Source organism: Bifidobacterium minimum, from assembly GCF_000741645.1.
GTDB classification, from domain to species: Bacteria; Actinomycetota; Actinomycetes; order Actinomycetales; family Bifidobacteriaceae; genus Bifidobacterium; species Bifidobacterium minimum.
Genome location: NZ_JGZD01000009.1, coordinates 103,353 through 129,760 on the forward strand (window position 1 = coordinate 103,353; position 26,408 = coordinate 129,760).

At 63.6% G+C, this 26,408-nt stretch carries 24 protein-coding genes and 3 tRNA genes; 20 read left to right on the forward strand and 7 right to left on the reverse strand.

Going from position 1 to position 26,408, the window contains the following annotated elements:
* Positions 1–18 precede the first annotated feature (18 nt).
* The 6 genes from BMIN_RS04120 (at position 19) to BMIN_RS08945 (ending at position 8,729) form a co-directional block, all read left to right on the forward strand.
* Positions 19–1,416 (forward strand): NCS2 family permease, encoded by a 1,398-nt coding sequence (locus tag BMIN_RS04120; protein ID WP_022860840.1) that lies wholly within the window; start codon positions 19–21, stop codon positions 1,414–1,416.
* A 420-nt stretch (positions 1,417–1,836) separates the two neighbouring features.
* Positions 1,837–2,358, forward strand: a complete 522-nt coding sequence (gene rplJ / locus BMIN_RS04125; RefSeq protein ID WP_022860841.1) for a 50S ribosomal protein L10 — start codon at positions 1,837–1,839, stop codon at positions 2,356–2,358.
* Positions 2,359–2,467: 109 nt separating this feature from the next.
* Positions 2,468–2,848: a 50S ribosomal protein L7/L12 gene (rplL, locus tag BMIN_RS04130; RefSeq protein ID WP_022860842.1), complete on the forward strand. Its 381-nt coding sequence runs from the start codon at positions 2,468–2,470 to the stop codon at positions 2,846–2,848.
* A gap of 331 nt (positions 2,849–3,179) precedes the next feature.
* Entirely contained in the window at positions 3,180–4,874 is a 1,695-nt protein-coding gene (locus BMIN_RS04135) for an FHA domain-containing protein (RefSeq protein WP_022860843.1), read from the forward strand.
* Positions 4,875–4,881: 7 nt separating this feature from the next.
* Complete coding sequence (locus BMIN_RS04140; RefSeq protein ID WP_022860844.1) at positions 4,882–8,511, forward strand: helicase; 3,630 nt, start codon at positions 4,882–4,884, stop codon at positions 8,509–8,511.
* Complete coding sequence (locus BMIN_RS08945) at positions 8,508–8,729, forward strand: hypothetical protein (RefSeq protein ID WP_022860845.1); 222 nt, start codon at positions 8,508–8,510, stop codon at positions 8,727–8,729. Before BMIN_RS04140 ends, BMIN_RS08945 begins: the two co-directional genes overlap by 4 nt.
* Here BMIN_RS08945 and BMIN_RS04150 read toward each other — a convergent pair.
* From BMIN_RS04150 to BMIN_RS08370, 3 genes are all read right to left on the reverse strand, one after another.
* Entirely contained in the window at positions 8,713–9,381 is a 669-nt protein-coding gene (locus BMIN_RS04150; protein ID WP_022860846.1) for an SAF domain-containing protein, read from the reverse strand. The two genes, BMIN_RS08945 and BMIN_RS04150, sit on opposite strands and share 17 nt — an antisense overlap.
* 84 nt (positions 9,382–9,465) lie before the next feature.
* Entirely contained in the window at positions 9,466–9,657 is a 192-nt protein-coding gene (locus BMIN_RS04155; RefSeq protein ID WP_022860847.1) for an FmdB family zinc ribbon protein, read from the reverse strand.
* Complete coding sequence (locus BMIN_RS08370; protein WP_238565619.1) at positions 9,579–10,391, reverse strand: 5-formyltetrahydrofolate cyclo-ligase; 813 nt, start codon at positions 10,389–10,391, stop codon at positions 9,579–9,581. Before BMIN_RS08370 ends, BMIN_RS04155 begins: the two co-directional genes overlap by 79 nt.
* Before the next feature lie 125 nt (positions 10,392–10,516).
* Between BMIN_RS08370 and BMIN_RS04165 the strand changes: the two genes are divergently transcribed.
* Both BMIN_RS04165 and groES read left to right on the forward strand, forming a co-directional pair.
* Positions 10,517–11,791, forward strand: coding sequence for a hypothetical protein (locus BMIN_RS04165; RefSeq protein ID WP_022860849.1), 1,275 nt, complete (start codon positions 10,517–10,519; stop codon positions 11,789–11,791).
* A gap of 240 nt (positions 11,792–12,031) precedes the next feature.
* Positions 12,032–12,325, forward strand: coding sequence for a co-chaperone GroES (gene groES / locus BMIN_RS04170; protein ID WP_022860850.1), 294 nt, complete (start codon positions 12,032–12,034; stop codon positions 12,323–12,325).
* Positions 12,326–12,442: 117 nt separating this feature from the next.
* On the opposite strand, the gene BMIN_RS04175 is transcribed toward groES, so the two are convergent.
* Positions 12,443–13,681, reverse strand: a complete 1,239-nt coding sequence (locus tag BMIN_RS04175) for a trans-sulfuration enzyme family protein (RefSeq protein ID WP_022860851.1) — start codon at positions 13,679–13,681, stop codon at positions 12,443–12,445.
* Between the two features lie 175 nt (positions 13,682–13,856).
* Here BMIN_RS04175 and BMIN_RS04180 point away from each other — a divergent pair, with 175 nt between their 5' ends.
* The 9 genes from BMIN_RS04180 to dapC all read left to right on the forward strand — a co-directional run bounded on the left by BMIN_RS04180 (position 13,857) and on the right by dapC (position 20,001).
* Complete coding sequence (locus BMIN_RS04180) at positions 13,857–14,927, forward strand: histidinol-phosphate transaminase (protein WP_022860852.1); 1,071 nt, start codon at positions 13,857–13,859, stop codon at positions 14,925–14,927.
* A gap of 182 nt (positions 14,928–15,109) precedes the next feature.
* Positions 15,110–15,191 (forward strand) — tRNA-Tyr (locus tag BMIN_RS04185).
* 1 nt (position 15,192) lies between these two features.
* A tRNA-Thr gene (locus BMIN_RS04190) sits at positions 15,193–15,264 on the forward strand.
* A 4-nt stretch (positions 15,265–15,268) separates the two neighbouring features.
* Positions 15,269–15,342, forward strand: a tRNA-Met gene (locus BMIN_RS04195).
* 48 nt (positions 15,343–15,390) lie between these two features.
* Positions 15,391–15,561: a 50S ribosomal protein L33 gene (gene rpmG / locus BMIN_RS04200; protein ID WP_026647380.1), complete on the forward strand. Its 171-nt coding sequence runs from the start codon at positions 15,391–15,393 to the stop codon at positions 15,559–15,561.
* Positions 15,562–15,657: 96 nt separating this feature from the next.
* Entirely contained in the window at positions 15,658–16,860 is a 1,203-nt protein-coding gene (locus tag BMIN_RS04205) for an FAD-binding protein (protein ID WP_022860853.1), read from the forward strand.
* A 102-nt stretch (positions 16,861–16,962) separates the two neighbouring features.
* The gene (locus BMIN_RS04210) at positions 16,963–18,480 is read left to right on the forward strand and encodes an APC family permease (protein ID WP_022860854.1); all 1,518 of its coding nucleotides are present in this window, start codon (positions 16,963–16,965) and stop codon (positions 18,478–18,480) included.
* Between the two features lie 51 nt (positions 18,481–18,531).
* Complete coding sequence (gene fdxA / locus BMIN_RS04215; RefSeq protein WP_022860855.1) at positions 18,532–18,855, forward strand: ferredoxin; 324 nt, start codon at positions 18,532–18,534, stop codon at positions 18,853–18,855.
* 30 nt (positions 18,856–18,885) lie between these two features.
* Positions 18,886–20,001, forward strand: coding sequence for a succinyldiaminopimelate transaminase (gene dapC, locus BMIN_RS04220; protein ID WP_022860856.1), 1,116 nt, complete (start codon positions 18,886–18,888; stop codon positions 19,999–20,001).
* 176 nt (positions 20,002–20,177) lie between these two features.
* Here the strand turns inward: dapC and dinB are convergent, their stop codons facing one another.
* The 3 genes from dinB to BMIN_RS04235 all read right to left on the reverse strand — a co-directional run bounded on the left by dinB (position 20,178) and on the right by BMIN_RS04235 (position 23,074).
* Positions 20,178–21,458 (reverse strand): DNA polymerase IV, encoded by a 1,281-nt coding sequence (gene dinB, locus BMIN_RS04225; RefSeq protein ID WP_022860857.1) that lies wholly within the window; start codon positions 21,456–21,458, stop codon positions 20,178–20,180.
* A 104-nt stretch (positions 21,459–21,562) separates the two neighbouring features.
* Positions 21,563–22,492 carry a DMT family transporter gene (locus BMIN_RS04230; protein ID WP_022860858.1) on the reverse strand — a complete coding sequence of 310 codons (930 nt, stop codon included), beginning with the start codon at positions 22,490–22,492 and terminating at the stop codon, positions 21,563–21,565.
* Between the two features lie 78 nt (positions 22,493–22,570).
* Positions 22,571–23,074 (reverse strand): Lrp/AsnC family transcriptional regulator, encoded by a 504-nt coding sequence (locus BMIN_RS04235; RefSeq protein WP_022860859.1) that lies wholly within the window; start codon positions 23,072–23,074, stop codon positions 22,571–22,573.
* A 277-nt stretch (positions 23,075–23,351) separates the two neighbouring features.
* Between BMIN_RS04235 and BMIN_RS04240 the strand changes: the two genes are divergently transcribed.
* From BMIN_RS04240 to BMIN_RS04250, 3 genes are read left to right on the forward strand one after another with little or no spacing between them, the layout of a single operon-like run.
* The gene (locus BMIN_RS04240; protein WP_022860860.1) at positions 23,352–24,488 is read left to right on the forward strand and encodes an ABC transporter ATP-binding protein; all 1,137 of its coding nucleotides are present in this window, start codon (positions 23,352–23,354) and stop codon (positions 24,486–24,488) included.
* Entirely contained in the window at positions 24,485–25,465 is a 981-nt protein-coding gene (locus BMIN_RS04245; RefSeq protein WP_022860861.1) for an ABC transporter permease, read from the forward strand. Before BMIN_RS04240 ends, BMIN_RS04245 begins: the two co-directional genes overlap by 4 nt.
* Positions 25,462–26,364 carry an ABC transporter permease gene (locus BMIN_RS04250; RefSeq protein ID WP_238565620.1) on the forward strand — a complete coding sequence of 301 codons (903 nt, stop codon included), beginning with the start codon at positions 25,462–25,464 and terminating at the stop codon, positions 26,362–26,364. Before BMIN_RS04245 ends, BMIN_RS04250 begins: the two co-directional genes overlap by 4 nt.
* Positions 26,365–26,408: the final 44 nt, after the last annotated feature.

The following is a 26,408-nucleotide window of genomic DNA, read 5'->3' on the forward strand; positions in this document are numbered from 1 at the left end:
AGGAAGAAGAGAGAGTACATGGAGAAGTACTTCCATCTCAAAGAGAATGGGACCACGGTGTCCACGGAGATCACCGCCGGTCTGACGACGTTCTTCGCGATGTCGTACATCATCGTCGTCAATCCACAGATCCTCAGCAAGACGGGAATGCCCTGGGGCGGGGTGTTCCTGGCGACGATCATCGCGGCGATCATCGGAACGCTGGTGATGGGTCTTTTCGCCAACGTCCCCTACGCGCAGGCCGCGGGCATGGGCCTGAACGCCTTCTTCACCTACACCGTGTGCTTCGGCCTGGGATTCACCTGGCAGGAGGCGCTGTGCATGGTGTTCCTGTGCGGCCTCATCAACATCCTCATCACCGTCACGAAGATCCGCAAAATGATCATCGAGGCGATCCCCGAGGTGCTGCAGCACGCCATCGGCGGCGGCATCGGTCTGTTCGTCGCCTATGTGGGCATGATGAACGTCGGACTCATCACCTTCACCTCCAATGACGCCAAGGCCGCGGGCAAGGGCCTCGCCACGGCGGGAACCCCGGGCCTCGCCACGCTCAACACCAAGATTCTGTGGGTGTTCCTCATCGGTCTTTTCCTGGCCATCATCCTCACCGTGCTCAAGGTCAGGGGGGCGCTGCTAATCTCCATCGTCGTGACGACGCTTATCGGGATCCCCTTCGGCGTGACCACCATGGCGAACTCCGTCTCCATCGGTGACACCTTCGCCCAGCTTCCCCAGACGTTCGGTGCGATCTTCACCTCGGCGGGCTTCCCGGCGCTGTTCTCCAACGTGGAGCGCCTTCCGCTCGTCCTCGTGACCATCTTCGCGTTCTCGATGTCCGACACGTTCGACACCATCGGCACCTTCATCGGGACCGGTCGCCGCACGGGGATCTTCTCCGACGAGGACGAGAAGGCGCTTGAGAACGGCCACGGGTTCAGCTCCAAAATGGACAAGGCCCTGTTCGCCGATTCCATCGCCACGTCGATCGGCTCCATCTTCGGCACCTCCAACACCACCACGTACGTCGAGTCGGCGGCGGGCATCGGCGCTGGCGGACGCACCGGCCTGACCTCCGTCGTCGTCTCCGCGTGCTTCGCGCTGTCCATCTTCCTGTCGCCCGTGATCTCGGCCATCCCCTCCGCGGCGACGGCCGGCGTGCTCGTGCTGGTCGGGTGCATGATGGCGGCCAGCCTCAAGGAGATCGCCTGGGATGACATCACCGAGGCGATTCCGGCGTTCTTCGCCGCCGTGTTCATGTCGTTCTCGTACTCGATCTCCTATGGGATCGCGGGCGGGTTCATCATGTACTGCGTCGTCATGACCTGCAAGAAGAAGGCCAACAAGGTCCATCCGGTCGTGTGGGTCGTCGCGGGACTGTTCATCCTCGACTTCATCATGCAGGCGTATCTCGCCTAGGCTTCCGGTTCGTATCGGAATCGACGGAGGCGGCGGTATTATGACCGCCGCCTCCGTCGATTCCGCTCACGCCGGTGTTCGTCCGTGGTGTCCGTGGTGTTCGTGGATTTCGTGGATGCGCCGGTGTGGTGTGGATGCGCTGGCGTGCGGGCGGGGTGCCTCATGGAGACACGCCGGCCTCATGCGGACACGCCGGTGCGGCTCGGTGTCGCGTGATGCTATCATTAACTGGTTGTAACCATAGACCGTTGGTTTGAATCCTAGGATTCGTGAAGCCGGTTATCCGGGCCATCGCAGGTTGAGCATGAGGGTGCGTGACGTCGTCGCGCGTGATGTGGCTCTGCCTGCGGGCAGGGCTTTTTTGTTGCCTGCGTCGGGATGATCGCGTTTCGATCAGTGGTCACTCAAGGAAGGAACGCCATGAAAAGGCCCGACAAGGCAGCGGCGATCGCCGAGCTTACGGAACGTTTCCGTAACGCCGACGCGGTCTACCTCACCGAGTACCGCGGGCTTACCGTTCCCCAGATCTCTGATCTCCGGGAAAAGCTAGGCCGCGATACTTCCTATTCCGTGGCGAAGAACACTCTGGCGCGCATTGCGGCCAAAGAGGCCGGTATCGAGGGGCTCGACGAGACCCTCAAAGGCCCCGTGGCCATCGCGTTCGTCAAGGGTGATTTCGTGGAGGCTGCAAAGACTCTGCGCGACTTCGCCAAAACCAACAAAACCCTCATCGTCAAGGGCGGGTACGCCGATGGTACCGTCTACGACGCCGAAGGCTTCATGAAGCTCGCGGATCTCGAATCCCGCGAGGTTCTGCTCTCCAAGATGGCCGGCGCGCTCAAGGGCACGATGGCCAAGGCCGCGTTCCTCTTCGTCGCTCTGCCCACCAAGGCCGTGCGCACGATCGACGCTCTGCGCGAAAAGCAGGAAAAGGCCGCCTGAGACGCGTCCGGAGATCATCGGACCGTTCTCGGTAATCATCGGGAAACACCATAAGACATATGGCGAGCGGGTTTAAGGAATCCGCCGCCGCAACCGAAAGGAAGCCATCATGGCAAAGCTTTCCAAAGAAGAGCTGCTTGACGCGTTCAAGGATATGACCCTCGTCGAGCTCTCCGAGTTCGTCAAGGCGTTCGAGGACGAGTTCGACGTCGAGGCCGCCGCCCCGGTCGCAGCCGTCGCCGCCGCCGCTCCGGCCGCCGCCGCCGAGGAGGAGGAGAAGACCGAGTTCGACGTCATCCTCAGCGCCGTCGGAGACAAGAAGATCCAGGTCATCAAGGCCGTCAAGGCCATCACCTCCCTCGGTCTCGCCGATGCCAAGAAGCTTGTCGACGAGGCCCCCAAGCCCGTCCTCGAGAAGGCCAAGAAGGAGGACGCCGAGAAGGCGAAGTCCCAGCTTGAGGAGGCCGGAGCCACCGTCGAGCTCAAGTGAGCGCGGTGACGTCCGACTGACGTCAGGTCGTGTCTTCCCCCGTCGTGGAGTGATCCCGGCGGGGGAAGTTGTATATGCTGGTTTCTGACGACGTCGGTCTGGCTGGAGGCGACCTGTCCGCTGGAAACGCCGGAGCGTGACGCCTGCGCCGTGGGCGCGCCACACGATGGAACCCCTACTGCGTGCGGTGAATCGCACTCGTGCGGAATATGCGAGAAAAACCCGCGGATATGTCCGTGCGCGGATAACAGCGCGATACTGGATAATGAGTGTGGACGGGCGGCGGCGATGTCGTCGGTGACGACATGACGTGGGTGAAAGGAGATCGGTAATGGCGCAGAGGCGAATCACCAGACAGTGGGTCGTCACGGCCAAGGGGGTCGAATGCGCGCGCGTGGATCAGGGCCACTCCGTGGAGATCGGCCGCAGGCCCATTCGACCGATCGCCGATTCCTCCATGACGCGCGTCGAGATCGTCGATCCCGCCAGATCGATGTCGAAGCGCCACGCCATATTCCGCGTGGACGAGTCGGGAGTCGCGACCGTCCGTGATCTGAACTCCACCAATGGCAGCTATGTGGTGAGGGCCGATGGCGGCCTGATGCGTCTCCAGCCCGGAATGGACTTCCTGCTCCCCACGTCATCGATGCGGTTGCAATTCGGTGACGTCGCGCTTGACTTCCAGCGCATCGACGTCGAGATCGGGCAGCGCGAGACCAGCGATGCCGACGATGTCAAGGATCTGTTCCGCTACGCGCGGCCTGATGCGTCTCCGCAGGGCCATGATCTTGGAGGGCTGTCGGTGGGGGACATTCTGGATGTCCGGGCAGGTGAGCCCACCATCGTGTTCCACGCCAGACATAGCGCCGCAGCCGAGGGGGTGGCCGCCGCCGGTGCAGCCGCTGCGGACAAGCCGGAGCGGACCGCCTTGGAGGAGCCGGATGCGCGGATTCCTTCGGAAGCGCAGCGCTCCCACGACGTTGCGTATTGCTCGTTCAATGCGAATGCCCCCGTGCAGGACGATCCGGTCGTTCAGCCTGCGCCGGTTGTTCAGTCTGCACCGGTCGTTCAGCCTACGCCGGGCACCCCGGACTCCCGTGATGATCGGAAGGATCCGGGCATCGGGCGCTCTCCCAGGGAATCGCTCGATGGCGGCGGATCGCGTTCCGATGGGACGCGTGCTGACGCGCCGTATCGTGACGGGAATCTGGAGTTCCCCGTTGCTCCTGATCAGGTCGCTCCTGATCAGGTCGCATCCGATCAGACCGCTTCCGAGTCCGATGCCGCGGGATCGTCTTCAGGCTCATCCGGACCGGATGGTGTCCCGGCCTTTCTGGTGGATGCGAGCGACGAGCGGGAACGGGGCGCGGCCGCCGAGTCCGACGACGTGGCCGGCAGCGGGTATGCCGATGCGCGCCATTCCGACGATATGCGAGTGACGCCGGCGACGCAGACGATTCGGCCCCGCGACCTGTTCGCGGACGCGGCGCGGTCGTCGTCCGTTTCCACGACGGCTGACAAGCCGGACGAGCGGCTCGTTTCGTCCGTCACGTCGTCGTCCGTCACGTCCGCATCCGAGGAAGCCTCGCCTGATGCGGCTTCGGCGTCACCTGATCGGGAATCGGCATCCATGCCGGTCACATCCATGCCGGTCACATCCATGCCGGTCGCCTCCGAGGCCTCTGACCCGGCGCCATCCGATGCGGCGGCGGCCTCCGGGACATTGTCCGGCGTGGCCTTCGAGCCCGGCTCGGTGTTCCAGCGCGTGAGCTCAGGAAGTCTTAACGCTTCCCGGCCCCGCATCGAGGTCGCGGGTTTCACCTCCGATCAGGCTCGCACCACAGCCGACTACACTGAGCAGTTCGAGATGGCGCGTCATTCCGAGCTTCTCGGATTCCTTGCCATGAACCCGTCGCTGTACGACGATCTGTATGCATGGCTGGCGTCCCAGGGGGACAAGGACATCGACGCGGCGTTGGCTCGGAACGACGGGTACCGCGACTATCTCACGACGATAGGGAAGTGAGCCTGACATGAGCGCAGAGCACCGCACATCACTGGAGGACATCCGCCGGTGGAGGGCCGACTATAGGGAGGGGCTCGGCCCGTCGCCGCTGGATGACATCGCGAAGCTCCCCGCGCGGATGGACGTCACCCACGCCCATCCTTCGGGCATCGCCCAGTTGTTCGCATCCGGCCGGGCGCCGCTCGCGTCGTTGTTCCGGGATCCCGGAACGTTGCGTGCGGCCGGGCGCCGGCTGGAGCGCGTGCTGGACGACTGCGCGGCCAAGGAGCGCGTCGGCGGGATATCCCAGGTGTCCCTGGTCGTCGGCGTGGCCTCCTGGAAGGGCAACTCGGTTCCGGTTCTGCTCTATCCGGTCGACGTCACGCGTGACGCGAAAGGCGATTGCACGGACGCCGTCGTCTCGATCGTCGGTCCCGCCACGCTCAACCATTCCTTCGTGTCCCTGATGCGTCAGGAGCATGTCGATCTTGATGAGGATGAGGTGCTTGGAGCCGCGCGGTACGGCAAGAACGGCCCCCAGACCTCCGCGGTATTCGATTCCATCGTGGAGGCCGTGGGAACGACCATCGTGGATTTCGACGTGGAGCGGCACATCATCCTCGGATGCTTCATGGACGCTTCGGCGCTGTACCTGTCGGAAAGCCGGAGGCTGATCGAATCGATGTCGTCGGGGGGAACGGGGAACACCGTTCTCGACGCGTTGTCCGGCGATTCGGATTCCGTCGCGGCGCTCGCGGGACCTGCGCTTCCCAATTACAGTCCGTTCGATGCGGATCCCCACGGCGAGTTCGCGGCGGGGGATGTCGACAACGTCATACGATATGCGGCGGATGTCGCAGCTTCGGGGCGTTCGATCATGATCGATTCCGCCGATGGGTCGGACACGGCGCTGCAATCGGCCGCCATAGCGTCGCGCTGCGTCGCCGAGGGGCGGACGGTTCTGTACGTCTCGGGGGTCACCGAACGCAGACGACGGTTCCGCAGGGTGATGGACAGACTCGATCTGGGAGGTCTGGTCCTCGATCTCGGCGGCGAGAATCTGGGCAGGGAGATCGATCAGCAGCTGATCGCGGCGGTGGGATTCCAGGAGGGGAAGGCCACCGCGAATTTCAACAGGCTGGCCGACGAGCTGGTCGGGGTGCGCTCGCGCCTGACCAGATATCTGGGCGATCTTCATGGAACGTCCAACAAATGGGGGATATCGGCATATGAGACGATGGAGCATCTCGCGGCCGTCGCGGCGCTCCCCAGCCACCCCAGCACCCGCGTGAGGCTTTCTCCCGCCTGCGCGGTGGCGCTGTCGGGTCATCTTGACGAGTGGTCGCGCAGATTGTCGCGGGCCGGGGAGCTGGGCGAATACAGGATCGGCCCCGACGACACGCCCTGGTTCGGGGCATCGGTCGAATCCGAGGATCAGGCGGTCGCGGTGTATCGCCGCGTCGACGATCTTCTGAGGATCACCCTTCCCACGATGCGCGCGCAGATCGCCTCCACGGTGCAGGCGTGTGGCTTCCCGGTCCCGCAGACGGCGGATGAGTGGGGGCGTCAGGTCACCGTACTGAAGAATCTGCGTCTTGTCCTCAACGTCTTCCAGCCGCAGATTTTCGAGCGTGACATCGCGGCGATGATCGAGGCGACGAAGCCCAAGGAGGTGCGCAAGGCCGAGGGGACGACCATGGGCTTCTGGGAGCGTCGACGCAGAACGAAGGAGGCCAAGGGCCTTCTGCGGGCGGGTGCGCAGATCGAAAGCCTGCATAAGGCGTTGATTGTCGTCGCGAAGCAGGCGCGGCAGTGGCGTGAGCTTGTACCCCATGGGGGATGGCCGGTGCTTCCCGGCAAGCTGGACTCCATCGTCGCTCAGGCGGATGAGCTTTCCTCCGGACTGACCTCCCTGGGTTCGGTTCTGGCCACCACCCCGGCGGGCGGCGATCTGGGATCGCTGACGTTCGTCGAGCTGGAGGAGAGGCTCAAATCCCTTCACGCCGATCAGCACGCGCTGGACACGCTTCCGGGGCGATGGGCGCTCGAACGTGAGTTCGAGACCGTGGGGTTGTCCGAGCTGGTCGCCGACCTTCGAGAGCGTGGCATCGAACCCGACGAGGCCGATGGCGAGTTGAGATTGTCATGGTGGACGACGGTTTTCGAGGACATCGTCCGGTCCTCGGCCGTCATCTCCAATCAGGACGGCATGGCGATGCAGTCGGCCTCAGACAGATTCGCGCAGGTCGATGCCGAGCACGTCCAGTCCATCGGACCGATGGTCCGGCAGGAATCGGTGCGGCGCTTGTGCGACCTGCTGTTCTCCCACACCAAGGAGGCCAACCAGCTCCATACGGTGCTTGCCGGCGCGGGGCACGTCCCCTTCTCGACGTTCCGCTCCGGGCATCCGCAGATGGTTTCGGCCGCCAAACCGGTTCTTGTGGCCACTCCGGCGACGTTGGTCGCAACGACGGGACTCGGTCCCATCGCCGATCTGGTGATCGTGGACGCGGGGGCGCATATGCCGTCGCTGGAGCTGCTGTCCGTTCTGTCCCGAGCGCGTCAGGTCGTGGTTGTCGCCCATTCCGCCACCGTCACGTCCCCGGCCACGCTTGCGCTGATGTCGTTGCTGCCGTCGGTGGCCTGTGCCGGCCACGCTTCGTGCAGGGATCCTAGGCTGTCCCGGTTCCTTGAGGAGCATGGCTATGGAGAGCTTCGTCATGACCCCGTCTGCGAAACCTCGCGCGGAACCGTCCGCCTGCATCGAGTCGAGGCCACTGGAGCTCCGGCCATGTCCACGGGACTGGTGGAGAGCAGCCAGCCCGAGGTCGATGAGGTCGTCCGGCTGATCACGCAGAGGGCGAAGTCGTTCACCGTGATCCCCCCGGGCTACGTTCTGACGGTCGTTACCCTGACCACGGCGTTCAGGGACCGTCTGGGCGCGGAGCTCAAGACGCTGGCGACACGGGACAAGGCACGGACGCGTTTTCTCCGGCATGTGAGGATCGTCGACATCTCCGAGGTGTGCGGTTCCATGGGCGACGACGTCATACTGTCGCTATGCTATGCGAAGACGGCCCATGGCCGGTTGCTGCAGCAGTTCGGAAGCCTTGAGGGTGACCATGGCGATCGTCTGCTTCTCGATGCGTGCGCTCTGGCCCGTCGGGATCTCGACATCACCGCGGCCTTCGGATCGGAGGACCTCGACGAGAGCCGTCTCCACCAACCTGGCCCCCGGCTGCTGCGTCGGTTGCTCGAATGGGGGGAGTCGTTGACCGGCGACGTCGATGAGGCCGGTCCCGTCGTCCATCCCGGTGAGGGTAACGTCCTTCTGGCCGATCTGGCGGCGCGTCTGACCGCTCGTGGCGTATCCGCTGGAGTCGACTACGGGTGCTCCGGGGGGATGAGGATACCCCTCGTCGTGGGACTTCCGGGCGGCCGGTACACCGTCGCGGTGATGACGGATGATGCGGCGTTCATGGGGGTGCAGTCGACAAGGGTCCGCCACCGGACCATCATCCGGGAGCTTGAGTCACTGGGGTGGTCGGTGATCACGGTGTGGAGCGTCGCGGCATTCGTTAATCCCGACAAAGAGGTGGATCGGATCATCACGCGCCTCGGGGAGGTTTCGGGACGTGAATCGTCGGGGTCCCGATGAGCGGATCGGATACCCGGGGGTATGATCCTTCCCGACGCACGCCGCGTGGGGGGCATCGTCGCGTCGTGGTCCCGGGCCGTGAGCTCTTCGAGGATGATTCTTCGCCGTCCGGAGACATGGACTCCGGGGATCGCCCTCAGGGGGCGGAATCGGACGATGACGACCGGATACTTCGTGAGCTCCCACCCCACTGGGCCATCTTCAATCAGAGGAGCTGACCGCCACCAGAGGCGTGTCTCGCGCCATTCGCGTCACGCGGAGGGCGTCCGCGGCGGGCATCGCGCACGAGAGGATCGTCGTGCCCTCGGATTCATGGGGGACGTCGAGGATGATGGCGTCCGAGCTCACCGTGCAAAGGCCATCGTCGTCCGTGGTCCCCTCGCCGCATCCCGTATCGGTGGCGAGTATGGCGTGCCTGCCGACGGAGTTCCCCTGAGGCGCGGCGACCACCGGCACGTCCATCGTCGCATAGTGAGCAGGAGGCTGAACGGCATCCGAGGCCATCGAGTGTGACACCACATCCCCCTGGGCCGTATCGACGAGAAGAACCAGTCCGACCGCGTCGTCGACGCGCGAGAATACCCTTCCCAACGCGCTTTCAAACGCGCTTCCCAACGCGGAGCCGACGGGAATGGAGCGTGATTCGAGATCCTTCCGAGATAGGACGCTTCCCGCCCGCAGCGAATCGGCCGCCACGACGATGGATATGGTCTGGCGGTTGGTCTGCATGAACGCCATGGCGATGCATGCCAGCGCGATGGCCACGACGGCGAACCCGTCACGCGCCCTCCGGATCCGGCGGCGGTTCCTCAGGGAGAGTGGTCCCGGGGGGATTCGGCCGTGTCCATGGTCATGAAAAAAAGTCATCATGCGTTCATGATGACCGGGGAAGCGTGCGGATGGGATGACGCTGGAGCATTGTGGACGAACGTCATCCTTCCGGGGAACGTGGGATCAGTGGGACGATCCGGCTCCGTCCGTGTGGTAGAAGCCGTGCCCCTTGAATTCTATGGGGACCGCCGAGAAGATCTTGCGCACCTGCGGCGCGTGGCATTCGGGGCATACGGTTATGGGATCGTCCTCGAACGATTGATACGTGGTGAAATCATATCCGCAGTTCTTGCAGCGGTAGTGATATGTGGGCAACGCGATACCTCCCGGCCAGTGTGGGTCGTTATGACATAGTATGCGGCCAATACTAATACGACGGGTGGTATCACGGGCCGTTTCGCATATCGTGAAGAGGGATGCGCGGGCGGCTCCTGATTCGGCGCGATCCTCGTCACATCCCGGGGAGTGACGATCGCGGTCATCGGGACGTCGTGGTCCTCCCTCGGCAGGGGCGTTGCAACGCGCTCCCAGGGCCAGCAGACTCCCGCGATCGTCGCGCCGGATGGAACGTGCCGAAGCGCGCGATCATACCAGCCCCCGCCCCGTCCCAGACGCGTGCCATGAGTGTCCACCGCGAAGGCGGGGACCAGAATGAGGTCCGCGGATTCGAGCGCGTTCGGCGGCAGGCGACGCCCGGTCGGCTCGTCCGGACGCCGTTGCGAGGCTCCCGAGGGGCGTTGAAGATCCTCCATCTTCGTCAGGAGGCCCCACCCCACATCGTCCGCCGCGCCGCCGCCCAGACGGGGCACGAGAACCCGCATGCCGTGGCCGAGGAGAGCCTCCAACGTTGGACGAAGAGGAATCTCCGTCCCCATCGACACGTAGGCGGCGATGGTCCGAGGACGCGTCGGACGCAGGAATTCCTTCATGATGAGGTTCATGAGGGCGATTCCCGCTCGCTCGCGTTGCCCGGGATCGATGAGCTTTCTGCGGGCGATGGCGGCGTGGCGCAGACGCGTCTTTTCCGATCGTGGTGAGATGTCGGTCACCCCTCCGTTGTATCAGCGTGGAGTCCATTACGCGCCGGATGTCCACGCGGCGGGCGTTCGGCGTATGCCGACACACCGACGCGTTTCGTCGTCAGTGGTCGAAGAGTCTTCTATCCTTGGATTCTATGGATGACAAATGGGTGAGCACGGCCATTGTGCTTGTCGCCATTATCATCATGGTTGTTGTGTGGCTGCCCAGGCGTGCCCGGGACAGCATGAGGAAGGTGGCCGAACATCGGCAGGATCGGTATTCGCCCTCGTTGCATCTCATCGATGAACGAAGCGGAACAAGGTTCTCGGATGGGGTGACGCCGACGGTGAAAGGGGTGCTGATGCAGCCGAATGGGACCGCTTCGTCGGCGTTGACGAAATCACGGATTGCCCGGGTTCGTCGTTTGCGGCGGGAGGCGATCCATCGCCGGAGGATTCTCGTCCTGTCGCTGTTGGCGCTGGGAATCGTTCTGACGGCGGCCATTCTGTTGTCGCCGGTGTCGTCGTGGTGGTCGATCGTCGCCTATGTCCCGTGCGCCGTCGTCCTTGCGCTCGGCGCCCATGCCTCCGCGCAGGCACGGGAATGGGAGCGTCGCGTGCATGCGGCCCATGATGGACGTGGGCCTTCGGAGGCTTCCCATATGAGGTCGAACGACGCGCCTGCTGCGGCGGATCGTGCCATCTCTCCGTCCGAGAACGGGCAACGGCGGGGTCATGTCGATGCGGATGAGCCGCACGCGTCCGGAAGCCCCGCGGATGACACGCCCACGGACGTCATGGAGTCACGCCAGATCCGTGAGGCGCTTGACCGATCGCGAGCCGAACGGGACCGGAGGTCGCCTCATCGGGCGGATGCCGCTGATGCGGGGCACGGCGGTTCGGATGAGGGGAGCAGGGGGACGAGGAAGCAGGGGGTCTCCCAGGGGGTCTCCGTGGTGCCCTCGTCCATGGAAGACGCCATGGGGGATGACGGTGGTGCCGCGAAAACCGAGAGCGTCGACGGCGACGCGCAGCCCCGTGCCCGCGCGGAGGTGTCCGTGGAGGCCGCCGTCGCGGATGACCCGTTCACGAGTTCCGCCGGGCAGGATCTGATCTCCTTCTCCCTGGGGGCGTCCTCCGACGAGGATAATGGCTCGCAGGGCCCCGAAAGCAGGGAGATTCAGTCCACTCGGCAGGTGTCCAGGGCCGTGCCTCCCGAAACTCCCGCCCGCCGTTCCTCCCGTCCTTCCCGGAGCGATGCCGACGCCGCGGCGGTCGAGGCGATGGAAGGGAGGCTGGCCTTCGAAGGTCAGGGTAATGCCGAGTCCTTCCACCGGCATGAGCTTGAGGCGGACATCGACGTTCCGGATGCGACGTCCGAATCCCTCGCGGTGGGCGTCGAATCGATTCTGGCCCGGCGCTCGCGCTGATTCCGCTGGATTGGATTTTAGGGGATTCACGACGACGCGGCCGGGGGACCGTGGACGGCGGCGCTTTTCGTAGGGCTTTTCACTTACAGCGTTAGCACTCGAGTTGGCAGAGTGCTAGCAATCGCGCTAGTATGAGTGCCAGCGCGAAGGAACGCGGCCATTCGTGATCGTCAGCCGCGAGGGGTGGCGTTTCGGCGCGGGTATTATCTATTTCTCTTAATAAGAAAGAGGAGGTCCACAGTGTCGATCTCACTCACACCGTTGGAAGACAAGATCATCGTCAAGCAGGCCGAAGCCGAGGAGAAGACCGCGTCAGGTCTCTTCATCCCGGACAACGCCAAGGAGAAGCCCCAGCAGGGCGAGGTTCTGGCCGTTGGGCCCGGACGTCGTGATGATGACGGCAAGCGCATCCCCGTGGACGTCAAGGTCGGGGACAAGATTCTGTACTCGAAGTACGGCGGCACTGAGGTCCATTATCAGGGTGAGGATTACCTGATCGTGGCTGCGCGCGACGTTCTGGCGATTTTCAACTGACCTTCCTTCGCTGCGAAGGGGCCCTGCGGAAGCTTTTCCGCAGGGCCCCTTGCTGTTCCGGCGCGTTCCGCCTTATCGACGGAATGCGCCGGGACGGAATAAGACCGGATGAGGCGGTCAGATGCCGGCTTCGGCCAGGGCGTGGTCGATGTCGCGGAGGATGTCGTCGACATCCTCCAGTCCGATCGCAAGGCGGAAGAATCCGTTGCGGAACCGTGGCGGGTAGAGATCCCGGCGCTCGTCGTCCTCGCCGAGGAAGACGATGAGGCTTTCGTCATGACCCAGAGACACCGCCGATGTGATCACGTTGAGGTGGGACACGAACCGGTTGTGCCCATCATGGTCGGTGTCCAGAGCGAAGCTCAGCACGCCTCCGAATCCGGCCTCGGGCGACGTCAGCTGCGAGACCGCGACGTCATGCCCGGGATGGTCCTCCAGACCGGGGTAGGCGACGAATCGAACCTTGCCGAGGCCTTCCAGATGCCGGGCCACGGCCAGAGCCGAGGCGTTGTGGCGCCTCATCCGCAATTCCAGGGTGCTTGACCCGCGGTTGATCAGCCAGGCGTTGAAGGGGCTGATGATCCCGCCGTAATTGACCTGATAGACGTAGCGTATGCGATCCGTCCTCTCCTTCGTCGTCGCGATCACGCCGCCAAGGGCGTCCCCGTGCCCATTGATGTATTTCGTCAGGCTTTCGATGACGATATCCGCTCCGAGATCGAGCGGACGGACGTTGAAGGGACTGTTGAAGGTGTTGTCGACGCTGAGGAGGATGTCGTGTCCATAGCGGCGCTCCGCATCGCGTACGACGGCCGCGACGGCCGCGATGTCGGTGACCTTCAGAGTGGGGTTCGCCGGGGTCTCAATATGGACCAGACGCGTCTGCGGGCCTATGGCGGCGGCGACGGCGGAGGTGTCGGACGAGTCGACCATGCTGGTGCGGATTCCGTATTTCTCAGGCAGGATCTGATGCAGAAGCCGGTAGGCAGCGATGTACGTGGTGTCCGAAAAGACGGCGTGGTCGCCCGAGTCGAGAAACGTCGTGAAGGTCGCCGACAGCGCCGCCACCCCCGATGCCAGCACGACGCTGTCCTCGGCGCCCTCGAGGTCGGCGAGCTTCTTCTCGAGATACCGCTGGTTCGGATGCCCGTTGCGCGCGTAGAGATTGACGTCGGATGAGGACCAGTTGATGTCGGAGGGGTCGTAGGGCAGCGCGTAGGCGTTGGCGAAGGTCAGGGGGCGGCGGATGGCGCCCGTTTCGGCGTCGACGCCATTGCCCACGTGAATGGTCCGTGTGGAGAATCCGAGTGGGGTGTCGTCGAAGGATGTCCCGTTGTGAACAAGATCTGCAATCATGTCTTAACAGTGGCATCGGGCCTTCGCCGGGTCAATGCCGTCGATGCGTCCGTCTGCCGCCCATCGGAGCCTTCCTGCAACGGGCTATCAGTAACGGGTATAGGACGATTGGCCGCTCCGGCGGGCGTGTGGCCGTGGCCGCGGGTTCTGTCGCCGTCGCGCCTACGATGGGTGTATGACTTTCCGACACCGTCCCATCGTCGACACCATACCCGCCTATCGGCAGGGCCGTCCCGCTCCGTCGTCCTCGGGGAAGCGGTCCTTCAAGATATCCAGCAACGAGAATCCGTTCGATCCTCTTCCCAGCGTGCTTGAGGCCATATCCACCCAGGCTTTGGGAAGCATCAACAGGTATCCCGATATGCGGGGGTGGGCGGTTGTCGAGCGCATCTCGTCCCAGCTCGGCGTGGATCCCGGGAACGTCGTCCTTGGATGCGGATCCACCGAGGTCATCACGCAGCTCGTCGGTCTGGTCGCGGGCCCCGGCGACGAGGTCATCTATCCGTGGAGAAGCTTCGAGGCCTATCCGATCATCGTCGCCGGAGCGGGGGCCGACAGCGTGCGGGTGCCCAATCGGGCCGATGGCTCTCACGATGTGGACGCACTGATCGCGTCCGTGACCGAGCGCACCCGGCTGCTTATCGTGAACAACCCCAACAATCCGACGTCGACGCCCCTGTCGGATGTCGACGCCAGACGGATCATGGACGCCGTTCCCTCCGACGTGATCGTGCTTTTCGACGAGGCCTACTGGCAGTTCAACACCTTCGCCGGGGCGAGCTCGGCCATGGATCTGTTCGCGGAGTACCCAAATGTCGTCGTGGCCCGGACCTTCTCGAAGGCGTATGGTCTGGCCGGATTGAGGATCGGATACGCCGTGGCTCCCCCCGACGTGGCCGAGGGCATGATGAAGCTGTCCCTGCCCTTCGCGGTCACCGACGTCGCCCAGAAGGCGGCACTGGCGTCCCTGGACGCTTCCGAGGAGCTCGCCGCTCGCGTGCGTTCGATTATCGCCGAAAGGGATCGCGTGGTCGCCGCGCTGCACGATCAGGGCTGGGAGTTTCCGGAGCCGTATGCGAACTTTTTCTGGCTTCCGCTTGCGGGCCGCACCGGGGAGGCTGCCGAAGCCTTCACTCGGGCGGGGCTGTCCACTCGGGTGTTCGACGGTGAGGGCGTGCGCATCTCCATCGGGGAGCCAGAGGCCAATGATCGTGTTATCGCGGTCTGCGGAGGGCTTCGCGAATAGGCGGATTCCCTTTTGCGCCCGGAGCGGCGGCGGTGCGTTCTGATGCGCCCGCGCCGCCGGTCGGACGCTCCGTCGGGCGCCGAAGATGGCGGTGTGCGGCGTGTCCTCGACTTGCATAAGTCGGCGGCACGTGGCAGTATGGCCAAGTTGCCGATTGAGGCCTAGGTCTTGTGCGGCAACATGGCGGATTTCCCAAGCGGTCAAAGGGAGCTGACTGTAAATCAGCCGCTTCGTGCTTCAGTGGTTCGAATCCACTATCCGCCACGCCTCGATAGCTCAGTGGTAGAGCACTTCCTTGGTAAGGAAGAGGTCGTGAGTCCGATTCTCACTCGAGGCTCGATGGCGGGGTAGCTCAGCTGGCTAGAGCGTACGACTCATAATCGTAAGGTCAAGAGTTCGAGTCTCTTCCTCGCTACGAACATCGGCCAACGTCGATGACCACACGAACACAGAGGTGAGACATATGGCAAGCAAAAGCGCCGATATCCGTCCGGGCATCACGCTCGCATGTACCGTGTGCAAGGAACGCAACTACATCACGACGAAGAACCGCCGCAACACCCCGGATCGTCTTGAGTTGAAGAAGTTCTGCCCACGCTGCGGCAAGCAGACCGTGCACCGCGAGACTCGATGAGAGCATACGTGTCGCATCAGGCCCGGCCCAGTGCCGGGCCTTTTGTGTCGCGGCCGCTGTCCCCGACGCCGTGACGCGGTTTCGATACCGGGTACCATGTCCAGCATGACGACGACCTTCGCGGATCTGACCACCATCGGGGTGGGCGGTCCCATATCCTCCTTCATTGAACCCGCCGACGATGATGAGCTCATCGACTCCATCAGACGTGCCGATGGTGGCCGGATTCCCCTTGCCGTCATCGGCGGGGGCTCCAACATCCTCGTGGCGGATGAGCCCTTCGACGGCGTCGTGCTCCGTGACGCGCGTAGGGGCGTCTCCATCGTCGACGGTGGTTCCACGGGTTCCGGGGGTAATCGTGTCCGGATCAAGGCCCAGGCGGGATGCGTCTGGGATGATCTCGTCGACGCCACGGTCTCCAGGGGATGGCACGGCATCGAGGGGCTGTCCGGCATACCCGGGACCGTGGGCGCGAGCGTGGTCCAGAACATCGGCGCGTATGGGCAGGAGGTCGCCACGTCGGTGAGATCCGTCCGAGTCTGGGATCGTGCCGCTCTGGTCGTTCGCGATATCGAGGCCTCCCGGATGGGATTCGGCTACCGGACCAGTATGCTCAAGCACAGCATGTATCAGGCCCCCGGCGTGCCTGATCGACGTTTTTTCCCCACTCCCCGTTTCGTCGTGCTCGCGGTGGAGTTCGAGCTGTTTCGCACCGGATACGCGACGGTGGGATACGGGCAGCTTGCCAAGGCTCTTGGCGTCGAGGTGGGCGCGGAGATGGAACCGGCCCGCGTGCGGACGGCGGTGCTGTCGATACGCGGAGCCAAGGGAATGCTGGAGGACGCCCGTCGATACAATCTGGCCGCGATGCGTGGCATGAGGGCGCAGTCCGGCCTCGCCGCTGCGTTGTCCCATCAGAAGGGGCTGGATGAGGAGTCGCTCGCGGATCGGCATAGTTGCGGGAGCTTTTTCGTCAACCCGGTTCTGCCCCTTCGACGGGGCGCGACCCTTCCGCCGGAGGCTCCGAGGTTCGAGGCGGTGCTTCCGGACGGTTCGCCGGGCGTCAAGACCTCGGCGGCATGGCTGATCGAGCATTCGGGATTCGCGAGGGGGTTCCGGGTGACCCCGCAGGCCCGGGCGTCCCTGTCCACTCGGCATACGCTGGCGTTGACGAACCGGGGAGGGGCCACCGCCGAGGATGTGGCGGTTCTGGCGCGGACGGTCGCCGCTGGGGTCCTGTCGACGTTCAAGGTGGATCTGATGCCCGAACCCGTCATCGTGGGAGTGGATGTGCCGTAGTCGCGTGCGGTCGGTGCCGTTGGCGCCTTTGATGGATGGTTCTGCCGCTGGGCCCGTCGGGCCGGCCACGAACCGCGGAAATGTCAGGAGAGGACGATTGCCATGCAGGTGTTTCGCACCAAATCGGTCGAACAGACCATAGCGGAGACCGGGGAGGAGGGGCGATCCCTCAAACGTAATCTGACATGGTGGGATCTGGCGGTTATGGGCGTCGCGGTGGCGGTCGGAGCGGGGATCTTCTCGGTGGGCGCCCAGGCCGCGGCCTTCCACGCGGGGCCCGCGGTCATCGTCAGCTTCCTGATAGCGGGGATCGTATGCGGCGCCGCGGTCATGTGCTATGCAGAGCTCGCCTCGATCATACCTGTGGCGGGTTCCGCCTACACCTTCACCTACACCACGATAGGCGAGATCGTGGCATGGGTCATCGGCTGGGATCTCATCCTGGAGATGCTGATGGCGGGATCGGTGATCTCCAAATACTGGGGCGTGTACCTCAATGACTTCATGCGCCTTATGGGGTGGCAGGGGAACACCAATCTTGTCGTCGGGAATATCCACCTCGACGTGGCTCCCACCATCATCGTCACGTTCTTCACCGTGCTCCTCGTCTTAGGGACGAAAATAAGCGCGCGCGTCGATGGCGCCATGACGGTGCTGAAGATCGGCATCGTCCTCTTCGTCGTGGTCGTCGGATTCTTCTATGTCAAGGCCGAGAACTTCAGTCCCTTCATCCCGCCCGCGCAGCCGACGTCTTCCGCTGCGGGCTCCGCATCCGTTGGCGGGGTGATGACGCAGACGCTGTGGCAGTATGCCACGGGCACGCGGCCGATGATGTACGGAGTCGCAGGGATCGTCTCGGGCGCGGCTCTGGTGTTCTTCGCCTTCATCGGGTTCGACGTCGTGGCCACAGCGGCGGAAGAGACGGAGAATCCGCGTCGGAACGTGCCGTTGGGAATCGGCGTCGGCATGGCGCTCATCATCGTGATGTACATCCTTGTGGCGATCGTGACGACCGGCATGGTTTCCTACAAGGATCTCGCGAAGCAGCAGGACCCCTCCCTGGCGACGGCCTTCGAGCTCGTCGGAGCCGATTGGGCGGCCAGAATCATCAGCTTCGGCATCGTGCTGGGGCTGACGACGGTGGTGATGGTCCTCCTTCTCGGTCTGACCCGCGTGGTGTTCGCCATGAGCCGTGATTGTCTGCTCCCGCGGGGTCTGTCCGCAACGGGGCGCAGGGGGACGCCCGTCGCGCTGCAGATCTGCTCGGGTGTTCTGGTGGCGGCGGTCGCGTCCTTCTCGGACATCGACGTCCTCAGCGACATGGTCAACATCGGCACGCTGTCCGCCTTCGCCCTGGTCTCCATCTCCATCCCGATCATGCGACGCAAGCGTCCGGATCTTCCGCGTTCCTTCTCCGTCCCCGGCAATCCTTGGGTGCCCATCCTCATCTCGCTGGCCACGATGTGGCTGATGCTGAATCTGTCGGTTCTCACGTGGATCCGATTCGTGGTCTGGCTGGCGCTGGGCTTCATCGTGTATTTCTCGTACGGATACCGGCATGCACTTGCGGGAGGGCGGCATGCGGTTGCCGAAGCCCCGGGCGGCGACGATGGATCGTGAGTCCCCTATGGTGGGTAGCCTAGGAGGGGACGTGAACCCAAGGAGGTAGCTATGGCATATGTGATTGCCCAACCCTGCGTGGACGTCAAGGACAAGGCGTGCGTGGACGAATGCCCCGTCGATTGCATCTATGAGGGGGACCGTTCGCTGTACATCAACCCCAACGAGTGCGTGGACTGCGGGGCGTGCGAGCCGGTGTGTCCTACGGAGGCCATCTTCTACGAGGAGGATCTCCCCGAGGAATGGGCCTGGTACAAGGATGCAGCGGTGGACTTCTTCTCCGAGGTCGGTGATCTGGGAGGCGCCTCCGCCGCCGGTCCGATCGGACATGATCCCGCTCAGGTGGCGGCGCTTCCGCCTCAGGCCGCCAGCTGACGTGGCCACGCAGGACGGTATTGGAGGAGCATGGGACTGAGGTCTTTCGGCAGCGTCTACGATTGGAGCCGCCTGAGCGGTTATCGGAGCGTGGCGGGCGACTACCCCGAAGGCATGATTGACCTGTCGGTCGGGTCTCCGGTGGATTCCGTGCCCAAACGCATCATGATGGCTCTGACGGACGCCGCGGATGCGCCCGGCTATCCGAAGACGGCGGGATCCCCGGAACTGAGGACGGCGATGGCCGATTGGTTCCTCAACTGCCGGGGCTTCGATCTGCGTGAGATCGACGCGGTCTCCCTTCCCACGGTCGGATCCAAGGAGGCCGTCGCCCTGATGGCGTCCCTGCTGGGGCTTGGCGAGGGCGATGTCGTGGTGCAGCCCCAGGTGTCCTATCCGACATACGAAATCGGCACCCAGTTGGCCGGCGCGACGGTTATGAAGGTCGCTGACGTCGCCGACGTCGCCGCATGGTCGCATCAGCCGGGCGTGCGTATGGTGTGGGTGAACTCCCCCTCGAACCCCACCGGGGAGACGCTGTCCATCGCCCAGATGTCCGGCATCGTCCGCGCCGCGCGCTCCATCGGGGCCGTGGTCGTGTCCGACGAATGCTATGCCATGATGTCCTGGTCGGGGTCGCCGTCGTGCTGCGTTCTCGATCCCGCCGTGTGCGGCGGCGACTGTTCGAATCTGGTCATGCTCTACTCGCTGAGCAAGCAATCAAGCATCGCGGGTTATCGCGCCGCCTTCATGGCGGGGGACCGGGCCATCGTGGAACGGATGTCCGTCTATAGGCGCCAGATGGGCCTCATCGTTCCCGGACCCATCCAGCATGCCATGGTGGAGGCCCTGCGCGACGTCCAGGATGTTGAGGCGCAGGCGGACCGCTACCGTTCCCGTCTCGTCAGACTGGTCGCCGCCCTTCGGGACGCCGGCTACGATGCCTCCATGCCGCAGGGGGGACTCTATGTCTGGGTGCGCGCGCTGTCCGGTGACTGCTGGAAGGATCTCGGGGCTCTGGCGAAACTGGGCATCATGGCCAGTCCCGGTGAATTCTACGGTGACGGATCCCGGCTGCGTTTCTCTTCGACGGCAAGGGATGATGACGTGGATGCGGCATGCTCCCGACTGTCCCGAGGGGTGTGACGAACGTGTGACGAACGGGAGTGTGACGAACTAGGGCGTGACGAAAAGAGACGCAGACCGTCGGGGCCGGCGGGCGTAGAGAACCCCGCGTCTATCGAGAACCCCGCGTCTATCGAGAACCCCGTGTCTGTCGCGAATCCCGGCACCGAGAATCCCGGCGTCTGGGACGCCGGCCTCTAGAACCCCAGACGGGCCGCTCCGGATCCGTACTTGTGGCGGACCGTGTCCAATGCGGCCTGCGTGAGTCGGAGTCTGCTTGAGGGATCGCCGAGATCGGGGTCCTCGCCTGGCGCCGTCTCGTCCAATGATGGCTGCACGGCGGTGGTGCCGGTGTCCGAGAGCGAACTCACTGACACTCCAACGAGCCTCAGGGGCGTGAGCGGATGATCCTGCGAATGCGTGGACAGCGTTTCGGAATCCACCCGCAGGATTCGGGCGAGGAGAATCACAGCCTCGTGATAGACGCGCGAGTCGAGATCGCTTGGCGACGGCATGCTGTGCGATCTTGATTCATACCTGAGATCGGGATACCGGACTTTGACTGTGACGGTCCGCGCCACGCGGTGACGGTCCCGCAACGTGGCCGATACGTCCTGACAGCACCAGCGAAGCAGTCCCAGTATCGTCTCGCTGCCGGATGCGTCATGCTGGAAGGTCCGCTCGGCGCCGATGGATTTCTCCGTCGTGCGGGGCGCGATGACGCGCTCGTCGTCCCCGTGCGACATCAGGCGCAAACGCCGCGCGATCGTGGCGGATCCCGCCGCGGCCGTCAGCGCCTTGTCGTCAAGTCCGTTCAGGTCGGCGACGGTGCTTATCCCCCATAGGTGGAGCCTCCGCTCCATGGCGGGTCCTATTCCGGGCATGGCGCGCAATGGCATCATCCCGACGAACTCCTCGCGGCGGGATCGCGGGATGAGGAGCATGCCATCCGGTTTGGCCATCGTCGACGCGAGCTTCGCCACCACCGCGCTGGACGCGATGCCCACCGAGCACGTCACATGGAAGCGCGCGCTCACCTCCGCGCGGATCCATCGTGCGATCGCGGTGGGGCGTCCCCATGCCAGCAGGGCGGAGGATACGTCCATATAGGCCTCGTCGACCGACACCTGTTCGATGCGGTCCGTGACGCGGCCGAGGACGTCGGAGAAGATCCGGCGTGACGTCTCGCGGTAGTATCGCATATCCACCGGGAGGAAGACGCCGTCCGGGCACAGCCGTCTCGCCTGGGCCGTCGCCATGGCCGAGTTGACCCCATATCGGCGGGCCTCGTAGCTGGCGGCGGAGACGACCGACCGGGGACCGGTGCCTATGATCACCGGTCGCCCCCGCAGCTCCGGATGCCTCGCGACTTCCAGGGAGGCATAGAACGCATCCATGTCTATATGGAGAACGCGGCATCCCGTTTCGTCATGGCCCCAGTCGCGTCGGGCTTCCCGGGGGCGTGGTGAGGTGCTCATATCACCATCCTAGGCAGGATCCGGCGGTTGAATGCGGACGGTGACCCGTGAGTGCGTGGCCCCGTGCGTCGGGTTCCGTGAGCCGAGTTCCGTAAGTCGGGTCGTCAGCGATTGGCGATTTCGGACAGCATCACCGAGCCGAAGATAAGCGCGAACCCTACGGCGGCCACCGGGGTGGGCCGTTCGGAATACACCAGGATCGACAGGATCAGGGTGAACAGGGTCTCGGTGCACAGCAGAATGGAGGCCTCGTTCGGCGACGTCCCCGCGATGCCCAGATTCTGCAGCACCTGCGCGGCGAACGTGGCCAGCAGAAGGATGCCGACGGCCCACAGGGTCCGCGAGTGGAGGGGGAGGGAGGGCAATTGACGTTCCCAGATCAGCGATCCGACCAGAAAGAGGACGAAGGAGCTGCAGAACACGATGAAGGTCAGGGTTATGGGGTCGTGGCGCACGGAGGCCATCGCGATGAGGAAGAAGTACAGCGCCCAGCCGACCGCTCCGAGAAGCGTCATGGCGTCGGAAAGCGCGTGGGGCGTTCCGCTCGCAAGGCCTCCGCTCTGGGACGAGGCCACGAAACCCACTCCTATGAGGCATAGAAGCGATGCTCCGATATGCTGCACGCCGGGCGCCCTTTTGCGGAAAACCCACATCAGGAATGGCGTCAGAACGCAGTAGGAGGCCGTCAGAAAGGCGTTGCGCCCGGGCGGCATGCCCCGCAGCCCGACGGTCTGGAGAAGGAAGGCGCCGTAGTACAGGATCCCGGCGATGACTCCCGAGCGCAGGGACGCGACGGTGAACGTGGAGATAATCCGTTTGCCGAAGAATATCCACATAAGAACGATGCCGCCGAACATCCGTATGGCGAGGAGCTGCTGTACCGATATGTCGGCTATGGCCTCCTTCGACAGCGTGTAGGTGCTGCCCCAGATCGCGGCGGCGGCCACGAGCATGAAGCGCGACAGTCGTCGGCGCGCGATCTGGTCGCGGTCGGTCCGCGTCGGGGTCTCTTCGGGATATGCGGATGTGGGCATGGGTGTCATGATGGTGGTTGATTGTTTCGATTTTCTTTATGCGCGCGTGAATGGAGTGCGCATATCGTCGTCAAAAGTCTATCGGACTCCAAAATCGTATCTTTGCGATGCCAATGTCAGGTAGGTGAATATCTCCGTTCTGAGAACGCCCTCGATGGATCTGATCGAGGTCACGACGGATAGGAGCTCATCGTCCGATGAGCTGAAAGCCTCGACGAGAAGATCGAATCTCCCGGCCGTCACCACGATGTAGTCGATGTTGTAGAGGGATTTGAGCCGTTCGATGATCTCGTCCAGGTTCGCCGATCCACCGATCGTCACCCCGATCATCGCCTGACGCGTGAAGCCCAGCTGCAGGGGGTTGGTGACGGCGACGATCTGGATTACCCCGGCTTCGGTCAGACGCTGGACCCTGTTGCGGACGGCTGCTTCCGAGAGGCCGACCGATTTGCCGATCGATACGTACGAGCGTCTGCCGTTCTCCTGAAGCTGTTTGATGATCACCTTGTTGATGTCATCGAGGAGCGGATGGGGGCCTGAAGCGCCGTCATGGGGGTCGTCATGCGTGTTTTCTGTTGGCATGGCTCCATTATCCACCGGAGAAGACGGGGGACCGTCGGACGAAAACTCGTCGTTACGAAAAGACGCGGATGGCAACGTGGATTTTACGCTAAGGAAATCAAGACAAACTTTGATGAATACCAACAAAAACAAATCGAAAATATGTATTCACCTCGTGAACCGCAATGAAAAACGATAAATGATAAGTTGTTCGTTTTGAATGTCCGGTTTGCTGAATGCGGTTGCGGGGTCTTTCCTCTTGTGGTCTTGGCTGTGGACGCGGCGAAAGGATGGTGCGATGATCGGCGCGGTGGATTCGACGGCGGTGGATTCGACGGTTGGCAGGGATCGGGGCGTTGCCCTCCGGGAGTCCGGGCTCACCATCAATAGGGCATGCAAGGTTTTCCGGTCGGCGGAGGGCAAGGAGGTCCGCGCCATCGACGATGTGAGCCTCGCCATATGCCGGGGCGAGTTCTTCGTCATGCTTGGCCCGTCGGGCTGCGGCAAAACCACCCTTCTGCGGTCGATAGCCGGTCTGGAGACCTTGGACGCGGGCGAGATCTACCTTGACGATCGCAAGATCGACGATCTTCCGCCCTATGAGCGCCCGGTGAACACGGTGTTCCAGAGCTATGCGCTGTTTCCCCACATGACCGTTGAGCAGAACGTCGCCTTCGGGCTCGAGATGGAGCGAAAGCCGAAGAAGGAGATCCGCAAAACCGTGTCGGACATGCTCGATCTCGTTCATCTCGGCGACATCGCCTCCCGCCGTCCCGACCAGCTTTCCGGTGGGCAGCAGCAGCGCGTCGCCCTTGCCCGGGCGTTGGCGAAAAGCCCGCAGGTCCTTCTCCTTGACGAATCGCTATCCGCGCTGGACTTCAAGCTCAGAAGGCAGATGCAGGTCGAGCTCAAGAGGATACAGCGCGAAACGGGCGTGACGTTCGTTTTCGTCACCCACGATCAGGAGGAGGCCCTGTCCATGGCGGATCGGATCGCGGTGTTCTCCAACGGCCGCCCCGAACAGGTGGGAACGCCGGAGCAGATATACAACGAGCCGGTGAATCGTTTTGTGGCTGACTTCATCGGTGACATCAACTTCATCGAGGGGCGCAAGGGGCGGGGCGACTGCGTGGTGCTGGAGGAGTCGACGTTCCCCATCGCTCAGGACCTCAGCGGTCTCGCCGAGGGCGATCGCGTCTGCGTGGCGGTGCGTCCCGAGCACATTGCGCTGAGCGCGCCGGGGGGAGAAGGCATACAGGGAACGGTCACGTGGCTGACGTTCATGGGTGCGCATATCAGTTGTTCCGTGCTGCTGTCCGACGGAACCACCGTGATGGCGCGGTTGACGCCATCCTCGGTCGATGTTCCGCTGTCGCCGAACGCTCCGGTCACAGTCGTGATCGGGGCGGAGCGCATGAGGGTGGTGGAACGGTGATCGGCGCGGCTGGCCCGAGTGCGGAGAAACCCGATTCCGCGCGCATTCCGGAGTCGTCGCGGCGTCGTTCGGCGTTCTCCCATCGCCCGGTGCGTCCCGGGATGCTTGGCCACTGGTACGCCGTTCCGTCGGTGATCATCGGACTGTTGTTCACGCTGGGGCCGGTGGGCGTCATCGTGGCGTTCTCGTTCATGAGTCAGCCGGATTCCGGTGGGGGCGTGGTTTTCCGGTTCAGCACCATGGCCTACGAGAAACTGATCTACCGCGAGGATTTCTCCGGGAACCGCTTCCTCGATGCCAGATATCTTGAGGTGTGCTGGACGTCGTTGTTCCAAGCCCTCGTCACCACGGTGACCTGCATCGTCCTGTCCTTCTTCATCGCGTTGTGGATGTCCCTGCAGAAGCCGCGGACCCAACGGACCCTCGTGCTTCTCGTGACGATTCCCTTCTGGACCAATCTGATCGTGCGCACATACGCGTGGATGCTGATCCTCAATGAGAACGGCCCGGTCAACGCCCTTCTCCGGGCCGTGGGGCTTGGGAGCAGACAGCTTCTGTATACGTCCTCCGCATCGCTGATAGGTCTTATCTTCACGTTCCTTCCCTTCGCCATCCTGCCCATGTATTCCGCGCTTTCCGGATTCGACTTCAGGCTGGTCGAGGCCGCGTTCGATCTGGGCGCGCGAAAGATCACGGTGATGCGCAGGATCATTCTGCGGGCGGCGAGGCCCGGGGTGGTGTCGGCCATAGCCCTGTGTTTCATACCGGCCTTCGGCTCGTACGTCCAACCGGTTCTTCTCGGTGGCGGAAAGGTTCTAATGATGGGCAACCTCATCGCCTCGCAGTTCGCCGAGGCCCGCAACTGGCCCTTCGGCGCGGCCCTCTCCACGATCATTCTCGTCGTCACACTCGTCTGCGGGTTGGCCGCCACCGTTCTTGGCGGCAAGGCCTCGAGGAAGGCTGGGCAGTTGATGTGAGCAAGCCGGTAACGATTATGTCCGATGACGCTTCCGCAACGGAGGCCCCGCAAGTCTCCCCGCGTTTCGCTGGACTTCCCCTGAGCACCAGACGCTCGGGCCGTCGTGGCGGAAACTCGCTGAGAAGATTTCCCGGCGTCGCCCCGATAAGCGTGCTGGTGCTGATCTTCCTCTACGTGCCCATGGTCTTCGTGGTGGTGTTCTCCTTCAACAAAGGACAGCAGGCTCTTCTATGGCGGGGCTTCTCCCTGAGGTGGTTCGCCAAGGTCTTCACGGATTCCTCCATAATCTCCGCGACGCTCGTGTCCCTGGAGGTCGCCTCCATCGCCATGGTGCTGTCCACGATCCTCGGCGTGGCCTTCGTTCTCGCCGCCGACAACATGTCGAGGGCCGGATCAAGACTCGCGACGGCGCTTATCAACGCCTCGCTCATTATTCCCGAGGTGGTTCTGGGCATCTCCACCATGGCCTTCATCAGGCTTCTGGGCATGTCGCCGGGCTTCGTCCCGTTGATCCTGGCACACACCACATTCTGCATACCTTTCGTGGTCATGCCGGTGCGCGCCAGGCTTCAGACCATAGACCAGTCCTGTTTCGAGGCGGCCGTCGATCTGGGAGCCACCCGTATGCGAACCGTCATGCGGGTGACGCTTCCCCTTCTGACTCCGGCGATTATCTCCGGAGCTCTTATGGCCTTCGTGATCTCGATGGATGACTTCATGATCTCCAATTTCCTGACGGCGGCGGGAACCACGACGCTGCCCATCTACATCTTCTCGCTTATCCGCAAGGGGGTGAATCCCAGCATCAACGTCGTGGCGACGCTGCTGCTGCTGATGGCCGTCGTCGTAACCGTGGTGTCGACGCTTCTGACGAATGGGCGGAGGAGAAAATCGTGACCTTCGCTCCTTCCGGACGGTCCGGGCGTCGCGCTTCCGGGATC